Below are 20,852 nucleotides of genomic sequence, written 5' to 3'. Positions count from 1 at the left end.
AACCCAATGGCCGGGTCTGCGACGACTGCATGATATCGCACAGACTTGGCTTCTACTTTCCCCCAAAACCACTTCTGGTGTCAAGTCCCATTATGTTAAGAAAGATGTGACTAATGCATAGCTTTTTTAAGGGGGGCTGGGGGGGATCATAATCTTGCGGAAAACTTTGAAAACACGCCCTAGGGGGGCGAAAATTGCTGTAAATCACTCATAACTTTGTACAATTGGGCAAATGGATTATTATTTGATCAGCTCAAACCACAACCAGTGCGGTTTGAGCTGATCAAAACTCCTATAAAGGAGATAAGTATGCGTGATTTATCAGGTTACCAAGTTACGGAAAAACTCCATGAGAGCACCAACTCCCTAGTCTATCGGGGACATCGGCGAGCAGATCACCAACCTGTTATCGTTAAAATGCTCAAACAGGCTTATCCTTCCCCTGAAAGGATTGCTTGGTTCAAGCGAGAGTATGAAACAACCCAAACTATTAACCTACCCGGTGTAATCGATGTTTACAGCTGGGAAAAGCTAGAAACTAACTGGGTAATGGTGTTAGAAGATTTTGGCGGCGAATCTCTCAATCGGATCATTCCGAAGCAGGAATTCACAATTGCTGAGTTTCTCCACCTGGCCATTGAGATTGTTGACATTCTCGGTCAGGTTCACCAGCAGCATATTATTCACAAAGATATTAACCCATCAAATATTATCTTAAATCAGAATACTGGTAAGCTTAAGCTAATTGATTTTGGTATTTCAACCACACTGTCGCGAGAAATCTCAACCTTTCGCAACCCGAATGTATTAGAAGGAACCCTAGCTTATATTTCCCCAGAACAAACGGGTCGCATGAATCGAGCCATCGATTACCGCACTGATTTTTACTCCCTGGGGGTGACCTTTTATGAATTGCTGACGGGACAGTTACCCTTCCCCAGCAATGATGTTTTGGAATTAGTGCATTGTCATATTGCTAAACAACCGACACCACCACAAGAACTAAAACCAGACATTCCACCAATTCTTTCGGCGCTCCTGTTAAAATTGATGGCGAAAAATGCTGAAGAACGCTATCTATCAGCCTATCGGATCAAGGCAGATTTAGAAGAATGTCTCAGACAGTGGCAAACCAAAGGGCAAATTGATGCTTTCGTGATCGATCAGCACAAGGTTTCCGATCAATTTCAAATACCACAAAAACTGTATGGGCGAGAACAGGAGATTTCTACCCTATTAGCTGCTTTTGATCGAGTCAGCCAAGGAGCTAGTGAAATTATGCTGGTTTCGGGGTATTCCGGTATTGGCAAGTCCTTATTAATACAGGAGGTATATAAGCCATTGACTCGCCAACATGGCTATTTTATTTCTGGTAAGTTTGACCAGTTTCAACGAAATATTCCTTACGCTTCCTTAATTCAGGCATTTCGGTCATTAGTACAACAGTTACTCACAGAAAGTGAGCAAGAGATTAACAATTGGCGAGAGAAGCTGCAAGGGGAATTAGGGAAAAATGGACAGGTAATCATTGAAGTTATTCCTGAAGTAGAACTTATTATTGGTCCACAACTACCTGTCCCAGAGCTTCCGCCAACAGAACTGCAGAATCGCTTTAATTTTGTTTTTAAAAAATTTATTAAGATATTCACTCAACCGGAACATCCGTTAGTCATTTTCCTTGACGATTTACAGTGGGCAGATAGAGCTTCTCTGGAATTAATTCAACGGCTGATGACAGCAGGAGACAATAAATATTTGTTTATAATTGGGGCATATCGGGATAATGAAGTAAACGAAGCACATCCGTTGACTCAAAGCTTGGAACAGCTTGAAAAAGCCAGGGTAATTATTAATATAATACTACTTCCCCCCTTAGCCTTAACCGATGTTACACAACTTATAGTTGATACGCTTTTTGTAGATTCAATAACTGCCAAGCAGCTTGCCCAATTGATACAGGAAAAAACGGGTGGAAATCCGTTCTTCATAAATGAGTTCTTAAAATATCTGTATTCTGAAGGCTGGTTGTATTTTAACTACAGCTTTGAAAAATGGCAGTGGGATATAGACAAAATAAAAGCGCAACCAATTACAGATAATGTGGTGGATTTGATGACTAAAAAAGTCAAAGCATTACCCACAAAAACTCAGGCAGTATTAAAATTAGCAGCTTGTATAGGGAACCAGTTTGACCTGAAAACACTGGCAGTCATCTATGAAAAATCTATAGGGGAAACTGCAACGGATTTACGGTCAGCACTCCAATCTGGTCTAATTGTACCCCTTAGCTATGCCTACCAGTTGGTGGAACTTGATGTAGAAGGGTTGTCAAATCAGTTAGTTGTAGAATACAAATTTGCCCACGACCGTATCCAACAAGCAGTTTACTCCCTCATTTCCAAAGCAGATACACAGGCAGTACATCTGGGCATTGGCAAGTTGTTACTGCAAAATACATCCTCTGAAGAATCTGAGCAGAAGCTGTTTAAAATTGTTAACCAGTTGAACAAAGGCCAGGAGCTAATTGAGGGACAAACAGAGCGAGATGAGTTAGCTCGATTAAATCTGCGGGCAGGCAAAAAAGCCAAATCTTCAGCTGCTCATCAACCTGGTTTCAATTATCTCCAGACCGGCTTAAGTTTATTAGGTAACCAGAGTTGGTCGCACCAGTATAACCTGAGCTTAGATTTGTATGTGGAGGCAGCAGAAGCAGCTTATACAATTGCCAACTACGATGAAATGGAGCCCTTGACTGAGATAGTCTTGCAAAAAGCCCAAACATTGCTAGACAAAGTCAAAGTCTATGAAGTCAAAATGCAAGCCTATTGTGCTCAAATAAAATTTATAGAAGCAATCAAAACTGGGCTAGAAGTTCTGAAGTTACTTGGGGTCGAATTACCTGAACAATCCAGCCAATCTGATCTGACGGGAGAGATAGAGCAGATCAAGTCTGCCTTGGGGGGCAGGCAAGCCCAGCAGCTAATCGACTTACCCCAAATGACCGATCCCCATAAACTAGCAGCTATGCGGGTTATGAACTACTTGTTGAGCCCTGCCTACATAGCAATGAATCAACTCAGCTTGGTAATTTGGTGCCGACAGGTGAATTTATCGATTCAGTATGGTCATTCAGCTGATTCCGCTTTTCCCTATGCCGGTTACGGGCTTATCCTCTGCTTAAGAGGAGAGCTTGAGGCTGGCTATCAGTTTGGTCAACTGGCTTTGAAGTTAATAGAACGATTCAAAGATAAAACATTTAAAGCCAGAACTTATACAGCATATAAGTTGCAGCTCAAGCATTGGAAGGAACCGCTCAGGGAGACATCATCTGTTTCCATGGAAGCTTATCAAAGTGGGATAGAAACTGGAGATATTGAATATGCTGCTAGTGCTATGGTTACCTATGCCTACGCTTTTTACCTAAGTGGCGTGGAACTGACGGATGCTAAAAAAGAGACGGCAAAAGCAATTGCAGCTACTATTCAAATTCAGCAGGAAGCTTACCTTCATTGGACTCAAACTTATATGCAGGCTATCCTTAACTTGATGGGAGAAGCAGAAAATCCCTGCCGTTTGATTGGTGAAGCATATGATGAAGAAAAGATGATAGCAGTCCATCTAGCCAGTGGAGATCGCACGGCACTGATGCACGCTTATTCCCATAAACTCGCTCTGTGTTATCTTTTCCAGGAATTTGAGCAAGCGGTTGAAAATGCCGACCAGTTTGAAGAATATGCTGCTAATGCTGGCTCATCATTCATCCTTACCACTGCCTACTTCTATGATGCCCTGGCTCGGCTAGCATTTTATCCTGATGCTTCAGAGACTGAAAGAGCAGAAATTTTGACCAAGGTTGCTGCTAAACAAGAAAAAATGGAACTCTGGGCAAAGCAAGCTCCGATGAATTTTTTACACAAATTTTATCTAGTCGAAGCTGAACGAGCCCGAGTTTTAGGCAAAGATAGCGAAGCTAGAGACTATTACGACCGCGCTATTACTTTAGCCCATAAAAACGACTATCTCAACGACGAAGCCCTAGCTTATGAACTAGCAGGCAAATTCTATTTAGCTAGAAACCAAAACCACGTTGCTCGCCACTACTTACAAGATGCCCACTATACTTATCAAGGCTGGGGAGCTGTGGCTAAGGTAAAGGATTTGGAAGCTCGATACCCACAATTTTTAGCTACAGTTTCAAGAAATAGTATTCAAACTAGCTTAAATCCGTCAATTACCGACTCAGGTAACACTACATCCGGTGTTTTGGATATCAATAGCATTCTCAAAGCATCGCAAACTATTTCTGGGGAAATTATCCCAGACAAGTTGCTGGAAAAGTTAATGAAAATCATGATTGAAAATGCTGGGGCTCAAAAAGGTTTTCTGATACTGGATAAAGACGGTAACTGGGTAATTGAAGCTGAAGGAACAGTGGATTATAATCAGGTGACTACACTGCAATCCCTGCCAGTAGACTCTGTGGATGCTGCTAGTCAAACCCCGATATTGTCAGTCTCTATCATCAATTATGTGGCTCGCACCCAGGAAAATTTAGTTTTAAGTGATGCTGCTAATCAAGGACAATTTACTCGTGACCCCTACATTGTTGCCACTCAACCCAAATCGATTATCTGTAGTCCTTTGTTAAATCAAGGCAAACTAAGCGGTATTTTATATTTAGAAAATAATTTAACTACAGACGCATTTACCAGCGATCGCATTGAAGTTTTAAGAATGCTTTCTGCTCAAGCTGCTATCTCTATTGAAAATGCTCGTCTCTATGGACAGTTAGAAGACTATAACCGCAATCTAGAGCTTAAAGTAGAAGAGCGCACTCAAGAACTATCTCAAACTCTGGACGTTCTCAAAGCTACTCAAGCGGAACTAATATTTGAAAACGAGTTACTCAAGAGTGACGAACAAGCGTCGAATTTTGATTATCAAGTGGGGGGAAGTTTACCGATGGATGCTCCCACTTATGTGGTGCGTTCTGCTGACAGAAATCTCTATAAATCATTAAAGCAAGGGAAGTTTTGTTACATTCTCAATCCCCGCCAGATGGGTAAGTCAAGCCTGATGGTACGTATGATTAACCACCTGAACAATGAGGGGATTAGCTGCGGGGCAATCGACCTGACTCGGATTGGCAGCGAAAATGTTACCCCTGACCAATGGTATAAGGGATTGGCAGTAGAGCTATGGCGAAGTTTTGGTTTACTAAGAAAGGTGAATTTAAAAAAGTGGTGGAATGAACGAGCAGATATTTCTACGGTTCAGCGGTTAAGTCAATTTATAGAAGAAGTCTTGCTGGGTGAGGTTGATCAACCAGATAACAGTTTACCGAATAAACGGGTAGTTTTTATCGATGAAGTTGATAGCGTGTTGGGCTTGAATTTTCCAGTTAATGACTTTTTTGCTCTGATTCGCTCCTGCTATAATCAGCGTACGATCAATCGAGACTATGGCAATTTAACCTTTGCTCTGTTTGGGGTTGCTACTCCCTCTGGCTTAATTACTGACCACAAAAGAACTCCTTTTAATATTGGTCAAGCGATTCAACTGGAGGGCTTTAAAGAGCATGAAGCTCAACCTTTGCTTCAAGGATTAGCAGAGAAAGTCAGCAATCCTCAAACACTGCTCAAAGAACTGTTAGCATGGACGAGTGGTCAGCCTTTTTTGACCCAAAAGATCTGTCAATTCATCCGCAGTACTTCATCTGCTATCCCTACCAACGACGAAGGTGAATGGATTGAAAATTTGGTGCGAACCAAGGTGATCGAAAATTGGGAATCCCAGGATGAACCAGAGCATTTGAGAACTATACGCGATCGCATCCTGGAGAGTAAACAATCTGTAGGGCTACTGGAAATCTATCGACAAATTGTGGACCAGGGAGAAGTGGTGGCTGTTGACAGTCCAGAGGAAAAGGAATTGCTGTTGTCTGGGTTAGTGGTGAAGCAAAAGGGATGTCTGAGAGTCAATAACCGGATTTATGAATCCATCTTTGACCGCAGTTGGGTTGAGGAGCATGTCTAACTGGGATATTGGAGCTTCAATTAAAATAGTAAAGGGAATAGGGAATAGGGAACAGGGAACAGGGATTAGGGAGTAGGGAGTAGGGAGTAGGAAACAGGGGACAAAAATTATCACAATTGATTTAGGATTGCTATAAAATAGGAATTATCCATCAAAAGTAATTAAGCTGATGAAAGCTGCCATTGTACGTATTGGAGATTCCCAAGGAATTAGAATTCCTAAAGCAATTATTGAAGAATGTGGTTTAGCCAATGTAGTTGAAATAACAGTAGAAGATGGGAAGGTGATCATTTCGCCAGTATCCCACTCTCGTCAAGGATGGGAAGAAGCGTTTAAAGAAATGGCAGAAAATGGTGATGATGAATTATTAATTGATGATCGGATTGAAAATTCTTGGGATGAAGAGGATTGGCAATGGTAGCGATTCCCAAGCCAAAAGATAGTGTTGGGTTTCCTTGCTTCAAACCAAGCTACAAGAGAATGCGTTCCCGTAGCGACTCCAACTTCGATCTTCGATTCGGCGCAAGCGTGTAAGTATTCAATCCGATAGAATTGAATCTACTGACCAAACCTCTTTGTTAAGCCAATGACAACTTCCCTTGAACAAGCCCTCAACACCGTCAGTCAACTGCCTCCTGAACAGCAGGCTATGCTGGTTGAAATCATCCAAAACCGTCTGATTGAATCCCGTCGTAAGGAAATTGCTGAGGATGCCAAAGAATCGATTGCTACATTTCAACAGGGCAAGTTACGACCTCAGTCAGCAGAGACTGTAATTTCTCAATTACAAAAGGCTCTTGATGAAAACCCAATGAGGTCTAGAAAATTGTAAGATTGAAAGAAGGCAACAGTACCATGGAGTAAAACGTGATGTTGAATGTGAGTCTGGATCAAGAGGCAGAACAGTATTTAGTTGAAATTTTAAGTCAGGAAAAAACAACTAGCAGTGAGTTGATCAAAAAATTGCTGCGGGATTATCGCCAAAATTTTCAATCCCAAAAATCGGTTTTAGAACGAATGGGAGGAATGCCTAAACATTTGCTATCGGTGGGTAATCTATCTGATCGGGACACTCGTAGAGAGATTATTGCTTCTCGGATACGGGCAAGCCATCAACGAGAAGTATGACCTATCATCCTGCTATTTTGGTGGATACAGGCTTGTTGGTGGCTTTCTATGATTCAGCCGATCAACATCATAGTCAGGTGGTTGAGTTTTTTAGCAGTTGTACCAGTCGGTTAGTTACAACGGTAGGTTGTGTTACAGAAGTGCTATGGTTGCTAGGGTCTGATTGGCGGGTGCAGAATGAATTTCTAACTCATCTGGCGAATAACATCTATGAGTGTGAGTCGCTCTTACTGCAAGACTTTGCCCGTATCGCTGAGCTAAACGCCCAGTATGCTGACTTGCCTGGTGATTTTTCTGATTTGTCTCTTATAGCAATTTCTGAACGTTTGAATATTGCGGCGATCGCTACTTTGGATAAGGATTTTGATATCTATCGACGCTATCGCAAACAACCCTTTGAACGAGTCTTTCGTCCTTCTTCTAATATTTAGGGTACGCTTTTTTCAAAACCTTGTCGCTTCTGTGAGCTACACAGGATTTTTTCCTACTCCCTACTCCCTACTCCCTGCTATACAACGTCACTCAATCCCTCAATCCTTCAATCTCCTACTTCTTGCTTTGAATTCCTCTGCTTCTCTTAAAACAGGATTAATGTCAAACCAGCGCTCACCCTGATCGTGATATTCAAAGACGAATTCAAAACATAATGTCCTCATCGTACATACTTGTTATTTCTATGTATTCCTCATGGTTTATACTTATTTCTTTGAATTTATCTGCTTCTCTTAAAACAGGATTAATGTCAAACCAGCGCTCACCATGATAGTGATATTCAAAGACTAACATACTTTTAAGTATCATTTGATACTCTTCCTCTCCTCTTACATTTTTTTGTTTTGCTATTTTGTTCAATAACTCCCACTCATTATCACTAATGGCAATAATTAATTCATTAACTCTTTGCTTAATCACGCCTTCCAAACAAGTTCGGGATAAAGGTAGCTCTTCTTCCCGAAGACAATCGACGATCAGTTGTAGCAATTGACGTACATGACCACCACTAATTGCACACAGTTTATCGAAAGTTGCAGGACTATCAAAAACTTTTGAGATTGCCTGAATTCGTTCCTCTGGAGGAAGGTTAGGAAATGCTCTTGATAAAATCACTTGTCGCATTAGTTCCATGCCTTCATGACACTCGCTATCATCTCGTAGTCTTACTGGAATCATCGGTAAAACTTTGGGAGCTGTTCCAAAATAATTTCTGAGCTTACCAAACTCTTTTGATAAGGTTAAGGCCAATGGCATGGTATAAACCACATGGCAGCTTAGCTGCTTCAACTGCTCTGCTCGATCAATAAACAAATACTCTGCTTGAGTACGCTCTTTAGAAATTAGCTTATTATCCACTCGGTCAAGATTATCGACAATTACTACTAGTCCTTCCTTTCCCCTTCGTTTTAATTCTTCTATCCCAGGCTGTATTAGCTCAAGATTGATTGCTTTGATAAGCCTATTTAGACGTGGCTCTACATACTTTCTTAGCTGACTGCGAAGCGGGGGACTATTTTTAGTTATAACATTAATAGCAAAATTAGTTTCATGCAAATAATAATTATTCTCATCACTTATATTCATTAAACTTTCAAAAATATCAACAGATTCTGCGACCATTTTGTTAAATAATCCTCCCGGTTTTAGGTTAATACCGGCTTCCTCCAAGTTCACACTGATGTGACGGACAATGGATAACAAGATATCAGTCACAGCCACATCTGCCATGTCAATATCTTGACTAGATTCAAAGTAAACGGTATGAAATCCTTGTTCTTCCAATTCCGCCTTAAGTCTCAATAATTCTGTAGTTTTGCCGCAGCCAATATGACCTGTAAAAAGTTGACAGGTTGGTTCATCTGGTGAAAGGAGAGTAATTGTCCGCAGCAGACTTTTAAACTGGTTGCCGCGAACTGCATAAAAATCTATATAGTATCTTTGCTCCTCGGGATCATCTACGTTAATTGTTCGTGCAAGACTCAAAGCTCTGAAAAATTCCCTAATATCTAACCCTTCCCGATAGAATTTTTCTTGATAGGTTTCAATTTCTTTTAGTTTCTGCTCCGCTAACCCATTGTCAGGTTGAATTCTCCAGATTGGTGCAAACTGCTCCTTGGCCAGTTCAAACTTTCGTTGAGCCATTAAATCTAGCCCGTAACCTTGGAGCGATCGCACATAGTCTTCTTCTACACGATTTGAGTCAATCTTATAGGCTCGTTTGTAAAGCGCCACTGCTTTACTAAAATCTCGGGTTTCCAAATATCCCTCAGCTAGTTCAAACAGAGCCTTGAAGTAGTTGGGATTGATTGACAACGCTTGCTCATAAAGGGGAATGGCATTTTTCAACAAGTTGTAGCGCTGTAAATCAGTGGCTGATTGGTAGACGCTATGGGCTGCTGGTTCAAGCTTTTCCAATTCCCAGATCTCTCGTTGGATAGGATGTTGCTTAATTAACCAACGACGTACCAATTCAACTTTCACCCGATAGCTATCACCAGTGTCTGATAATAAATTTAATTCTTGTGCAAAATCCAAAAAATCCCATTCAACCAGTTGGCTCTCTGCCTGTATTAATGACTTGGTTTCAACAACGCCACACTTTTTCAGAATCACCAATGGTTCTTCGATAAACTGATCGTGTTTTTTCTGGGCTTCTGCCACCGCTGAAAATATTACCCGTTCCGGGATTGGCAGCCCTTCTCGAAACCAGCCCAATCCTCCCGCACCAAGTTCAATGGCCTGATCCACAACTGCTTCAACATCCCCAGGAGTAATCTGCTGCTTCTGTTCAGTTCTGGCTCGTACAAACAGTGCATAACAGAGCAATTGAGTGAAATAGGGATGCCCTGCGGACAAGTCAATAATTGCTTTAATTGAATCCTGGCTATAGACTAACGACCCTTTGGCTGGCTCAGTAATCAATTTTTCCGTATCTTGGAGACTAAGTAAGCCAATTTTATAGGTTGGTGCTCTTCTGAATAAGCTCAGCAGCTTTGTTAGATCATCCGGCTGACGCCCTATCACTGGGATGATCACTAGTTGCTCATGTTGACTTAACAGAGATTGTAAATAAGGAAAAAAGGTTTGAACTGAAGAGGTTGGATCATAGTTATTTAAGACATCAAACTCGTCCAACATTAGTACTATAGTCTTTTCCCCTAAACCATGATAAATTTCAGGCAAAAAATTATGGGAGAAGATACTGGGATTGGTTGCTAAATCTTCTTCAGTTGGTAGTTTACCATCGTCCAACTCTAGCTTAAGGTGATTGATAAGGTGATTGATAATTGTCTCAGCCAGGAGATGCAATACATTGCTGAGGGCTAAGTGCCCTTTGTCTTCAAGATTAAAATAAATGAAGACAAATTGCTCCGATTGAACAAGGTTGGGAATCTGTAAAAGAACCGATGATTTGCCAATCCGTCTTTGACCATGCAACAGGATAACCCTTTCACCCTGGTTTAAATTATCCTCGACAAATTCGATCAACGTTTCCCTGCCAAAGAAAGACTTTGGCTCAGAGATAGCTGAACCAACAATATAAGGATTCCTCCGAACTGTTGCTGTGGTCATATAGCATTTTGATTTGAGTTGTGAACATACTTCCTTAAGGAAAGGCAAGAGGCAAAAGGCAAGAGGCAAGAGTTAATCAAGTACAGAGGGATTTTAGGTAATGTAAAAAACGTTAATCATTTTTTATAAGTCATTGGTAAATGCTAGAGCAAGGTTTCCTATTTGTGAAAGTGATTAGCTTTTAATTGCTCCTTTCGGGATAGCAGCTATTAACTTCCCACTCCATTCAAAGATATCTGGTATTATACCTTTATGTTTCCACATTAAACGAATGATATCTTTAACCTTTTCTGCTTGCTTATGACTCATCAGGTTAATAAATACCTTCTGACGCCCTTGTAACTCGGTTTCGGTACTGTTTTCAATATTTTTAATCACCCACCACTCCATTACTGATGAGGCAAAGGAGTAAGTTGCTTTCGCTGCTTGCTCTTCTCGTTTGATGATTCCTCTCATTTCTAAGGCATTCAGCTCTATCTCTTTTTGGCTAAAAATAGTATCAATGCCCCTCAGAGCATAGCGCTTATCGGATAATCGACCTTCTAGGCTACACAAAGCAATTAGCATTAGTAAAATCTTCTCTAGATCATTGCAAAGCTCCCAAGTAGCTTTAAAAAAATGTTCAGTTGCACTTAGAAAATCTCTAGTAAATGTCTTAAGGTCAGGTACCCGATTAGCTCGCAATTCTTGATATAGAAGATAACCAGCATTCTGTAGCAAGGTGGGATTGCCATCAGCAATTTCCCGAATTCCGTCTCGTAACTCTAGTGTAATTGGCATATCTTGTAGTAGCTCAGCCACTTCGCTATCCGTAAAGGGCTTGAGTGGTTGATATAAATAATGGTTATACCAAGGCGATTTATCTGGGGTGAGTTGAGGTCCCAATTCACTCAGACGTCGAGACGATGCTACAATCATTGAGATATATTTCCTTTCGATACCAGAATTCGCAATACTGCGACATTCATTCACAAAGGCTTCAATATCAGCTTCCTGGTAACCGTCGTTTGTACGCAAAGCAACATCGTAGTCATCCACTAGCAATAGTAAAAATTTCTGGGATTCTCCAAGCTTCCGTAATAGCTGCCGTAGATGACTGGAAGTGACTTTTTCTGGAGCAAGTAATTGGTCAATATCAGTCTGTAGCGTTGGATTACTGTCTAGTTGACTTTTGCTCTCGGTCAAGATTTGCCGCCAGAAGCTATCAGCATTAAACGGTTGAATACTTAGACAATTTAGAAGTACAATTACAGCTGCTTCTGGATCTTGGCCTTGTAGGTGCCAGACATCAGGTGATGTCAATCGTTCTAAGAAGGAAGTCTTGCCAATTCCAGGTCCACCCCAAACTGCCAGATTACCACGACTAGAGATTTGATCGAATGCTATTTCAATCTCAGACTCTCGTCCCACAAAGCGTTCTGGGGAAACGGCTTGTCCTACGGTAAAGGGGTTTTGTGCCATGGTGATGGATTCTGAACGTATTTCTTAACGGGCTATTGTGTTCTATCTTTATTATGGCCAACTTCCTCAGCTAGGTTGTGCCATGGCAAAACGTTCTCTTGTTCCACACATCTTACTTTACCAGATTCTGCTTGGGATTTTTTGCGATCGCCTTTGGCGTGGCCTACGGCCAATCGCTTTTAGCGGAAGCGAAGCTTCATCGCGTAGCGGCTCCATTCGCGTAGCGTGGCCCAAAGGCCAAGGAGCATCGCACTTCCTCTCCCTATTCCCTATTCCCTATTCCCTATTCCCTATTCCCTACTCCCTACTCCCTGCTCCCTAAAACCCAAGAATTTGTACCTCACCCAATTCAAAACTTCTATAGTTAAATCAACTCTCCATCAAAATCAACCTCAAGGCATCTAACTGCACATACCATGGCTCAGGCCAAGCTTTAATCTGATGCCATTTTTCCTTAAAAACTTCAGCTTGGAGGTGATACTGTTGAGGATTGTAGGACTTACCAAGTTTAGTTGGTTTTGCCCCCCTAACCCCCCAACTTTGGGGGGGAATCATGTCAAAGTCCCCCGCCCCCCTAACCCCCCAACTTTGGGGGGGAATGATGTCAAAGTCCCCCAGAATTGGGGGATTTAGGGGGCAATCTATAAGTCCTGTATTCCTAGAAGCAGTATATAAATTCAGATAAAGTGTAACTCGGTGTTGGGTTTCACTCATCGTCACCAGCCAACAGGGAAACGTATTGTCGTGATTTGGCTCTTTTAGAAATCTCAGATGATGGGCACGGATGCCAACATAGGCTAACGATTTCCTGATCGGTTCCACAACTGAAAGACTACAGTTCCAGTCCAGGGCTTGAATTTTTTGGTGGTCAATAATTTCAACCCGAGAAAAGTTTTTACACTCCGTTAATTGTGCTACCCTAAAGCTAGGAGGATGCTCAAAAATAGCTTCTTTAGAGTCATAAGCAATAACCTTTCCTTCGGAAAGTACTAACAGATTACCACAAACTCGGTAAGCTTCCTCTAATTTATGGGTGACGAAAAGAGTGGCTCCTTGATAGGTAGAGAAAATTTCCGTTAGTAGCATTTCGATCTGATTCCGGAGATAGGTATCAAGGGCAGAAAGGGGCTCATCTAACAGTAACGCTTCTGGTGCGATCGCCATTGCTCTTGCCAAGGCTACCCGCTGCTGCTGTCCCCCAGAAAGTTCGTGAGGATAGCGCTTTTCCAGTCCCTGTAAATGCATCAGTTCAATGTATTTCCATACCCGTTCATTCCTTTGGGATTTCGGAAATTCCTGCAAGCCAAAACCAATATTTTCAGCGACATTCATGTGGGGAAACAGGGCGTAGTTTTGAAACACAAAACCAATGCGACGTTGGTGAGGAGGAAGATTAATACCCTGTTTAGAATCAAACAAAACTCTTCCGTTTAAGACAATGCGGCCTTGAGTGGGTGTAGCCAAACCAGCAATACACCGTAGCGTCATACTTTTACCAGAACCAGAAGCCCCTAAGATTCCTAAGGGCTTACCATTAGCAGTAAATTTAGCATCTAAGGTAAAGCTAGAGCTTAGCTCTTTTCGTAAGTCTACTAAAAGTCCTTGACTTGGTTCTATGTTAGATTTTTTCCCTGTTCCCTGTTCTTTTCCCCCCTGATTAAGGAAAGCTCTAGTCCCCCCCTTATTAAGGGGGGTTAGGGGGGATCCCTTCCTTACTTCTATGTGAGATTTTGTCCCTGCTCCCTGCTCTTTTCCCCCCTGATTAAGGAAAGCTCTAGTCCCCCCCTTAATAAGGGGGGTTAGGGGGGATCCCTTCCTTACTTCTATATTCGATTTTTTCCCTATTCCCTGTTCCCTGTTCCCTGTTCCCTGCTCCCTACTCCCTACTCCCTTTTCATAGTTAATGATGGTGATTGCCACAAGAGCGATCGCAACCATGATCAACACCCATAGTAGTGCTTCCCCCATCCTCCCGGCTTGGGCTGCAAAAAAGATAGCGATCGCAATGGTTTGGGTTTTGCCAGGAATATTCCCAGCTAGCATTAACGTAGCGCCAAACTCTCCCAAGGCTCTCGCAAACGCCAGAACTGTCCCCGCCATCACCCCTGGCCAAGCCAAAGGTAGCAACACTTGCCAAAATACCCTACATTCAGAAGCTCCCAAGGTACGGGCACAATTAATCAAATCCTGATTAACTTGTTTGAAGGCTGCCAATACAGTTTTATACATCAAAGGAAAAGCAACGACAGTAGCAGCAATCACAGTAGCAGGCCAAGACAAGATTACAGATACTCCTAATTGCCTCAATAGCTGTCCCACTGGGCTATTTCTACCTAGTAACAACAGTAATAAAAAGCCAACTACTGTAGGCGGTAGCACTATCGGAAGGGTTAAGATACTATCAATAATTCCTTTACCTTTCCCTCGATAGCTAAACATCCAGCCCGCTACCGTAATTCCCATAAAGAAAGCAAAGATAGTAGCCAAGCCAGCAGTTTTTAGGGAAATCCATAAAGGGGAGAAATCTTCCATTACATTATAATAGTTATCAATTGGGTGAGTTACAAACTATTGGGTTTTAAGGAGCAGTGAACAGGGAGCAGGGAGTAGCGACTGCATCGTTTTTATTCTACTTCGTGCTCTGTTGACAACAACGATATAGCAGTTTTCATATTAATCAGATACACAATATTTTTTCCCTGTTCCCTATTCCCTATTCCCTGTTCCCTGTTCCCTGTTCCCTATTCCCTACTCCCTACTCCCTACTCCCTACTCCCTTATCCGCCATAGTAAACCCATACCTCAAAAATACATTTTTAGCTGACTCACCCATAATAAACTGTACAAACTGGTTAGCATGATCAGGGTTTTTAGACTCCTTTAATACTGCTACTGGGTAGATAATCCGGGAGTAAGACTCTGGCGGAGCAGTAGCAACTTGTTTAACTTGGTTTGATATCTTAGCATCTGTTCCATACACCAATCCAGCATCCACATTACCGGTTTCCACATAAGATAGAACTTGGCGAACATCTTTGGCAAAAACTAACTTCGGTTTGAGCTGGTCAAACAAATTAAGAGTAGTCAAAACTTCCTTAGCATACTGTCCAGCTGGTACACTTTCCGGGTCTCCCATTGCTATTTTACTGATTTTATCAGAAGTTAAGTCCTTAAAATTAGAGATACTAGTCTCGTTTTTAGGAGTAACTAAAACTACCTGATTATTAAGAAGACTTTCCCTTGTACCTTCTAGTAAAAGCCCCTTAGATTCCAGAGCATTCATCTGTTTCTGAGCTGCTGAAATAAAAACATCTACTGGGGCTCCCTGTTCGATTTGTTGCTGCAAGGAACCAGAGGATGCAAAGTTATAAATAATAGTAACATCTGGTGTTTCCTTAGTGTAGAGTAATTTGATAGCTTTGATCGCATCTTGTAAGCTAGCAGCCACTGATACCGTTAGGCTCACCACTTCTGGCTGTTGATTGTTAAAGGTAAGAGCATTGCAAGCTATTAACACTAAGGATAGACTTAAGCACAGAAACCATGATCTAGTTAGGGATTTAATCATAAAAGTTATTAGTAGAGTTATAGCATTTTATAGTAACCGTGATATACATTTAAATTTTCTTCCCTACTCCCTACTCCCTACTCCCTACTCCCTACTCAATTAGATACTTAACAACAAAAAAAATAGCCGTAGAAATAATGTCCACGGCTATTTCAAGTCCACACTAAGTGGATTCAAATCGCTCTCTTGATGCAGTCGCTCATGGGGGAAACCCCCAAGACCGCGCTGCATCGCTATGTCACTCAGTTCCCGAACCCATCGAGAAATGATCCTATTTTATCAGACCGGAGCCTTTGCCCAAGGGGGGGCAACCCCCCCAGAAACTAACGTTTTAACGTAGCATCCAATACTTAGTGATGATAGTAATCACCTCCCCTGGCATGCCGGTAGGTTGCAGAGGACTCCACTCGGAAGCTTGTGCGTAGCCCATGGCAGACAGGGTATGAATAGTATTAGTTACTGCTTGACGAGGCCCCTTTAAAATGTGCTGAACAGGTTGTTTATTTGGGAAAAAATCTTCAGGATTAATTCCGGTAATTTGATGTTCAGGATTATTTTCGGGGTTAGGAATAAATTCTTGTGACATAGGTCAAGATTTGAATTTGTTTATGTGATTATTGTAATGATTATAAATTTAATTGTCAAGGGTTTTGAAAATTTTTTTTGGGGGGGTATTTTAAGGGTAAAAAAAAAGCGATCGCTTTTTTTTGTATAGTGGTCTGTAGGCTAATTAGGTAAACAAATTTTTTTTACCTGTTCCCTATTCCCTGTTCCCTATTCCCTATTCCCTGTTCCCTGTTTCCTACCTTTACAGATAAAGTTTAAACTTGGTGCAAGATCTTAATTATTTATCCTTTCTTTTCAACAATGAACCAGCACCTAAAGCACTAATTCCCAGCAGTGCTAATCCAGACACAGGTTCAGGGACACTGGTTATATCTGGCTTTGAGGTAAGGTTGGTGATGGTTTCGCTAAAATTGGGATTAGGATCAACATTAACCCAGTTTGAGGGAAGGTTGGTGATAGTTTCCTTAAAATTAGGATTGGGATCAACATAGGTAATATCAGTTCCTCGAGTACCCCCAATATTAAACGTAATTCCTGAATCTCTGTTCCAGGTAAGGGTTTGACCTCCTCTATCAAGAGCTCTACCAAAATCGCGATCTAGAGTCCAACTATCAGGGGTAGCTTTAAAGATACAAGGACGAAAAGGAGGAGGAGGAGGAGGAGGAGGAGGGTTTATAGTAACAAAAGTGATAGTACGAGAAGTAATAGTAGGAGAAGTAATAGTAGAACAAAAAAGCCACAATTCAGCCCTCTCAAAACCTTGTCGAGATAAACCTTCTACATCAAGAAACCAAGAGAGTAATGCCCCTTGATTAGTGTACTCAACCAACCCCTCGTAATTTCTAGTTGGAGGAGGAGGCTCTGACGAAAAAAATCTAGAAGAAGACAACAATTCAAGTGTGCCACTGAATTCGTGCTTGATTATCTGCTCAGCAGCAGCCGGTAAAACTCCAACAGTAGCAGAGCTTAAAGCGATAGCAGTAGTAACAACACCTAATTGTTTAGAAAAATTAATCAAAGGAATTCTCCTGGTTGAGTAAGTAGACAAATTGAGTTAATTGCACCGCTAAGTGGGCAATTAAGATTTTGGATAGTTTCCAAAAAAACTCAAGCACCGAAGAATTGATCAGAGGATTTAACCTGGTAAAACTTTAACCTTTATGCCGAATTATTCTTCTGCCACAAAAAATAACTCGATCACATTTGCTAAAGTTAGACTATCACAAAGGGTGACAACCGTGAAAAGTTAAATCAACTTATACGCCAAATTACTGACTGCTTTTTTTTTAGGATAGCCTCTGGCTTTTTTGTTCTTTCTTTCGCGATGTTGCTCCATTCACTTAGAGTTGCGATAGCCATTATAGCGATGCAGCGCGGTCTTGGGGGTTTCCCCCACTCGCTATTGCATCAAGACAGCTATTTATAATAGTAATTATTTTTATATACTAGAACAAAAAAAAAAGTCCATAATAATGGACTAAACTTGCTCTATAATTAGGGTCTATAACTCTGAAATAATCCTCAAAAACAATCCCTTATTATTTATCCTTTTTTTTCAAAACTGAACCAGCACCTAAAGCAATAACTCCCAGTAGCGCTAATCCAGACACAGGTTCAGGTACACTGGTTGGATCTGGCTTTGACGGATCGTTGGTGATAGTTTCCTTAAAATTAGGATTGGGATCAACATAGGTAGTTGACAAAAATGACCCTGAGTCACGAGTAAACCTAATTCCTGACTCTCTATTCCAGGTAAGAGTTTGACCACCTCCTAAAAAATACCTCCCAAAATCGATATCTAGAGTCCAATTATCAGGGGTAGAGAAAAAAAGGATACTAGGGCGAGGGTCAACGGGAATACAAGGATCAATGCTAAAACAAGGAATAATATGAGGAGGGTCTATAGGAACCAAAGTAATAGTAGAAGAAGTAATAGTGGGAGAAGTAATAGTGGGAGAAGAAGGCAAAGGTTCAAGCGTATCAGAACCTCGTGGCAATGAAGCTTCTACATCAAGAAACCAAGAGAGTAATTCCCCTTCAGTAGTGTACTCAACAAATCCTTCGTAATCTTTAGCTTTTGGAATAGACTCTTCTATCAGAGTAACATCGATACGAGTAAAAGGGCTTATAGACCTCCATGTAGGATCAGGGAATATAGAATAAGACAAAAATTCAAGTGTGCCACTGAATTCGTGCTTGATTATCTGGTAAGCAGCAGCGGGTAAAACTCCAACAGTAGCACAAGTTAAAGCGATAGCAGTAGTAACAACACCTAATTGTTTAGAAAAATTAATCAAAGGAATTCTCCTGGTTGAGTAAGTAGATAAATTGAGTTAATTGCACCGCTAAGTGGGCAATTAAGATTTTGGATAGTTTCCAAAAAAATCTCAAGCACCGAAGAATTGATCAGATAGTTTAGGGTGGTAAAACTTTAACCTTTCTGCCGAATTATTCTTCTGCTACAAAAAATAACTCGATCACATTTGCTAAAATTAGACTATCACAAAGGGTGACAACCGTGAAAAATCCAATCAACTTATACGCCAATTTACTGAATTCTATTTTTTAGGATAGCCTCTGCATCTTTGGTTCGTTCCTTGGCGAGATCGATCCAGTCACTTACACTTGCGGTAACCATCACAGGGATGTATACTTGCAATTAAGTTTATAGATTATCACAAAAAAAAGTCCATAAAAATGGACTTAAATTCCTCTATACTTACAGTTATATTGTTATTGAATAGGACTTATAAAGGCAAAATTATCGCTATGAGTTTGCCCCCCTAGCCCCCCAATTTTGGGGGGAATAAAACTATCAAAATCCCCCAAATTTGGGGGATTTAGGGGGCTTTTTCAAATTATTTATCCTTTCTTTTCAACAATGAACCAGCACCTAAAGCACTAAGTCCCAGTAGCGCTAATCCCGAAGCCGGTTCAGGTACACTGGTTGCATCTGGCTTTGAAGGATCCTTGGTGATGGTTTCCTTAAACGTAGGATTGGGATCAACATAGACAGTTGGAGGTAATAGGGACCCCCCAAGAGTAAAGGTAATTCCTGACTCTCTGTTCCAGGTAAGGGTATAAGCCCCGGCATCAACAGCCCTACCAAAATCGATATCTAGAATCCAACTATCAGGGGTAGCGTCAAAGGTAGTAATAAAGTTTCTAGGAGGAACAGGAAGAGGAGAAGGAAAAGGAGAAGGCAACGGTTCAAGGGTAATATCAGAACCGACTTGCTCTAAACCTTCTACATCCAGAAACCAAGAGAGTAATTCCCCTTCAGTAGTGTACTCAACAAACCCCTCGTAATCTCTAGCTTTAGGAGGAGGCTCTGGCAGAAAATCAGGAAAATCCGACAATTCAAGTTCGCCACTAAATTCTTGGTTAATTATCTGCTCAGCAGCAGCCGGTAAAACCGCAACAGTAGCAGAAGTTAAAGCCACAGCAGTAGTCACAAGAGCGAATTGGTGAGAAAGATTAGTCACAGAAAGTATCCTCGTTCAGTATGTAAAAAATAATAGGGAACAGGGAAAAGTCCGTAGGGTGCGTTAGGGGCGGGCTTGCCCTAATGTTCAACCTCATAGCCAGTGTTGAGATAGCCTGCCCCGTAACGCACCACCGAGTCACGCATCAAAAATCAGATACACCCCTTTTTTATTTAACAGTAGGAAATAGTCAACAGGATTTTTTTGTGATGATAAATTATTAGGATTTATCATAATCGCTTTTAAACTAATAGAGTTAGCTTGAATTATAGTCACCTAAAAAAACCATGTCAATACTTTATCAAAAGCCCTAAAAGTGACGATGCCAAATTGCCTGATTAGTATAGGGTTTTTCAGAGTAGTGAATTAATTAATTTTGAAATTAGCCAACAATTCTAATAAAATCCCCATCTCCCCATCTCCCCATCTCCCCATCTCCCCATTTCCCCATCTCCCCATCTCCCCATCTCCCCATCTCCCCATCTCCCCATCTCCCCATCTCCCCATCTCCCTACTCCCTAAAACCTAAGACGAAAGTCCCTCACCCAATTTAGAACAGTCTATAATATGTAAAGCGCAATAAAAACTAGGAGGTGATCGTGATGCTGCTCAACTACCAATACCAGGCTTATCCAAGTAGTCAACAAAAACTAGAACTAAATGATTGGCTACGGATTTGTCGGTACTGGTACAACTGGCAGTTGGGCGATCGCTTTCGGTGGTGGAATGAAAACCGCACTGCTGTTAATTCTTGTCCGTTGATTACTTATCTACCAGAACTCAGAGATAACCCCGGTTATTTCAGTCAAAAAAAGCTGTTACCAATCTGGAAAAAAGACTTGGTGACAGTTGTCCACCTGGCTGCCTGACACATCTGTGTGAAACCAAGAGGTATCAGGCTCGACACTGTAAGGACTGAATCCGTGAGAACCAGATGCGATTGACATGCAGTCACGCTACGCGAACGTAAAAATCCTGACGAGCTTTAAGAGCGGCGCAAAGCACGGTTGCGGGTCTTTGGGTAGCAAGGGGACGGGTGT

The 20,852-nt window shown here is 41.4% G+C and carries 18 protein-coding genes; 10 read left to right on the top strand and 8 right to left on the bottom strand.

Annotated features, from left to right (window positions below; genetic code table 11):
• The first annotated feature begins 309 nt into the window (after positions 1–309).
• The 6 genes from F6J99_RS22285 to F6J99_RS22260 all read left to right on the top strand — a co-directional run bounded on the left by F6J99_RS22285 (position 310) and on the right by F6J99_RS22260 (position 7,779).
• The gene (locus tag F6J99_RS22285; protein ID WP_293115419.1) at positions 310–6,036 is read left to right on the top strand and encodes an AAA family ATPase; all 5,727 of its coding nucleotides are present in this window, start codon (positions 310–312) and stop codon (positions 6,034–6,036) included.
• Positions 6,037–6,205: 169 nt separating this feature from the next.
• A complete protein-coding gene (locus F6J99_RS22280) occupies positions 6,206–6,457 on the top strand; it encodes an AbrB/MazE/SpoVT family DNA-binding domain-containing protein (RefSeq protein ID WP_293115417.1) in 252 nt (83 codons plus the stop codon).
• Positions 6,458–6,622: 165 nt separating this feature from the next.
• The gene (locus F6J99_RS22275) at positions 6,623–6,868 is read left to right on the top strand and encodes a hypothetical protein (protein WP_293115415.1); all 246 of its coding nucleotides are present in this window, start codon (positions 6,623–6,625) and stop codon (positions 6,866–6,868) included.
• Positions 6,869–6,906: 38 nt separating this feature from the next.
• On the top strand, positions 6,907–7,164 hold the full coding sequence (locus F6J99_RS22270) for a hypothetical protein (RefSeq protein ID WP_293115413.1): 258 nt from the start codon (positions 6,907–6,909) through the stop codon (positions 7,162–7,164).
• Entirely contained in the window at positions 7,161–7,595 is a 435-nt protein-coding gene (locus F6J99_RS22265) for a PIN domain-containing protein (protein ID WP_293115411.1), read from the top strand. The genes F6J99_RS22270 and F6J99_RS22265 overlap by 4 nt, the downstream gene beginning before the upstream one ends.
• 31 nt (positions 7,596–7,626) lie before the next feature.
• Entirely contained in the window at positions 7,627–7,779 is a 153-nt protein-coding gene (locus tag F6J99_RS22260; RefSeq protein ID WP_293115409.1) for a hypothetical protein, read from the top strand.
• A 21-nt stretch (positions 7,780–7,800) separates the two neighbouring features.
• Here the strand turns inward: F6J99_RS22260 and F6J99_RS45670 are convergent, their stop codons facing one another.
• Together F6J99_RS45670 and F6J99_RS22245 are read right to left on the bottom strand one after the other, a co-directional pair.
• Complete coding sequence (locus F6J99_RS45670; RefSeq protein ID WP_365973901.1) at positions 7,801–10,800, bottom strand: AAA-like domain-containing protein; 3,000 nt, start codon at positions 10,798–10,800, stop codon at positions 7,801–7,803.
• A gap of 105 nt (positions 10,801–10,905) precedes the next feature.
• On the bottom strand, positions 10,906–12,192 hold the full coding sequence (locus tag F6J99_RS22245) for an ATP-binding protein (protein ID WP_293115407.1): 1,287 nt from the start codon (positions 12,190–12,192) through the stop codon (positions 10,906–10,908).
• An 82-nt stretch (positions 12,193–12,274) separates the two neighbouring features.
• Here F6J99_RS22245 and F6J99_RS22240 point away from each other — a divergent pair, with 82 nt between their 5' ends.
• Positions 12,275–12,514: a hypothetical protein gene (locus F6J99_RS22240; protein ID WP_293115405.1), complete on the top strand. Its 240-nt coding sequence runs from the start codon at positions 12,275–12,277 to the stop codon at positions 12,512–12,514.
• Positions 12,515–12,561: 47 nt separating this feature from the next.
• Here the strand turns inward: F6J99_RS22240 and modB are convergent, their stop codons facing one another.
• Both modB and modA read right to left on the bottom strand, forming a co-directional pair.
• Positions 12,562–14,724 carry a molybdate ABC transporter permease subunit gene (modB, locus tag F6J99_RS22235; RefSeq protein ID WP_293115403.1) on the bottom strand — a complete coding sequence of 721 codons (2,163 nt, stop codon included), beginning with the start codon at positions 14,722–14,724 and terminating at the stop codon, positions 12,562–12,564.
• Between the two features lie 223 nt (positions 14,725–14,947).
• Positions 14,948–15,661 carry a molybdate ABC transporter substrate-binding protein gene (gene modA / locus F6J99_RS22230; protein ID WP_293115401.1) on the bottom strand — a complete coding sequence of 238 codons (714 nt, stop codon included), beginning with the start codon at positions 15,659–15,661 and terminating at the stop codon, positions 14,948–14,950.
• Between the two features lie 31 nt (positions 15,662–15,692).
• On the opposite strand from modA, the gene F6J99_RS22225 reads away from it, so the two are divergent.
• Both F6J99_RS22225 and F6J99_RS22220 read left to right on the top strand, forming a co-directional pair.
• The gene (locus F6J99_RS22225) at positions 15,693–15,863 is read left to right on the top strand and encodes a hypothetical protein (protein ID WP_293115399.1); all 171 of its coding nucleotides are present in this window, start codon (positions 15,693–15,695) and stop codon (positions 15,861–15,863) included.
• A gap of 98 nt (positions 15,864–15,961) precedes the next feature.
• Positions 15,962–16,087 (top strand): hypothetical protein, encoded by a 126-nt coding sequence (locus F6J99_RS22220; protein WP_293115397.1) that lies wholly within the window; start codon positions 15,962–15,964, stop codon positions 16,085–16,087.
• Between the two features lie 4 nt (positions 16,088–16,091).
• Here the strand turns inward: F6J99_RS22220 and F6J99_RS22215 are convergent, their stop codons facing one another.
• The 4 genes from F6J99_RS22215 to F6J99_RS22200 all read right to left on the bottom strand — a co-directional run bounded on the left by F6J99_RS22215 (position 16,092) and on the right by F6J99_RS22200 (position 19,812).
• Positions 16,092–16,346 (bottom strand): hypothetical protein, encoded by a 255-nt coding sequence (locus F6J99_RS22215; RefSeq protein WP_293115395.1) that lies wholly within the window; start codon positions 16,344–16,346, stop codon positions 16,092–16,094.
• A 258-nt stretch (positions 16,347–16,604) separates the two neighbouring features.
• Positions 16,605–17,345, bottom strand: coding sequence for a hypothetical protein (locus tag F6J99_RS22210; RefSeq protein WP_293115393.1), 741 nt, complete (start codon positions 17,343–17,345; stop codon positions 16,605–16,607).
• Positions 17,346–17,865: 520 nt separating this feature from the next.
• Complete coding sequence (locus tag F6J99_RS22205) at positions 17,866–18,624, bottom strand: hypothetical protein (RefSeq protein WP_293115391.1); 759 nt, start codon at positions 18,622–18,624, stop codon at positions 17,866–17,868.
• Between the two features lie 561 nt (positions 18,625–19,185).
• Positions 19,186–19,812: a PEP-CTERM sorting domain-containing protein gene (locus tag F6J99_RS22200; RefSeq protein WP_293115389.1), complete on the bottom strand. Its 627-nt coding sequence runs from the start codon at positions 19,810–19,812 to the stop codon at positions 19,186–19,188.
• Positions 19,813–20,414: 602 nt separating this feature from the next.
• On the opposite strand from F6J99_RS22200, the gene F6J99_RS22195 reads away from it, so the two are divergent.
• Positions 20,415–20,681 carry a helix-turn-helix domain-containing protein gene (locus tag F6J99_RS22195; RefSeq protein ID WP_293115387.1) on the top strand — a complete coding sequence of 89 codons (267 nt, stop codon included), beginning with the start codon at positions 20,415–20,417 and terminating at the stop codon, positions 20,679–20,681.
• Positions 20,682–20,852 lie beyond the last annotated feature (171 nt).

Source organism: Moorena sp. SIO4G3, from assembly GCF_010692305.1.
GTDB lineage: Bacteria > Cyanobacteriota > Cyanobacteriia > Cyanobacteriales > Coleofasciculaceae > Moorena > Moorena producens_A.
Note: the sequence above shows the minus strand (reverse complement) of the source record. Positions and strands in the feature narration are given on the sequence as shown.

Coding starts and splice junctions, on each gene's coding strand:
- F6J99_RS22285 (WP_293115419.1), top strand. CDS start 310: ATGCGTGATTTATCAGGTTACCAAGTTACGGAAAAACTCCATGAGAGC.
- F6J99_RS22280 (WP_293115417.1), top strand. CDS start 6,206: ATGAAAGCTGCCATTGTACGTATTGGAGATTCCCAAGGAATTAGAATT.
- F6J99_RS22275 (WP_293115415.1), top strand. CDS start 6,623: ATGACAACTTCCCTTGAACAAGCCCTCAACACCGTCAGTCAACTGCCT.
- F6J99_RS22270 (WP_293115413.1), top strand. CDS start 6,907: ATGTTGAATGTGAGTCTGGATCAAGAGGCAGAACAGTATTTAGTTGAA.
- F6J99_RS22265 (WP_293115411.1), top strand. CDS start 7,161: ATGACCTATCATCCTGCTATTTTGGTGGATACAGGCTTGTTGGTGGCT.
- F6J99_RS22245 (WP_293115407.1), bottom strand. CDS start 12,192: ATGGCACAAAACCCCTTTACCGTAGGACAAGCCGTTTCCCCAGAACGC.
- F6J99_RS22240 (WP_293115405.1), top strand. CDS start 12,275: ATGGCAAAACGTTCTCTTGTTCCACACATCTTACTTTACCAGATTCTG.
- modB (WP_293115403.1), bottom strand. CDS start 14,724: ATGGAAGATTTCTCCCCTTTATGGATTTCCCTAAAAACTGCTGGCTTG.
- F6J99_RS22220 (WP_293115397.1), top strand. CDS start 15,962: ATGGGGGAAACCCCCAAGACCGCGCTGCATCGCTATGTCACTCAGTTC.
- F6J99_RS22215 (WP_293115395.1), bottom strand. CDS start 16,346: ATGTCACAAGAATTTATTCCTAACCCCGAAAATAATCCTGAACATCAA.
- F6J99_RS22195 (WP_293115387.1), top strand. CDS start 20,415: ATGCTGCTCAACTACCAATACCAGGCTTATCCAAGTAGTCAACAAAAA.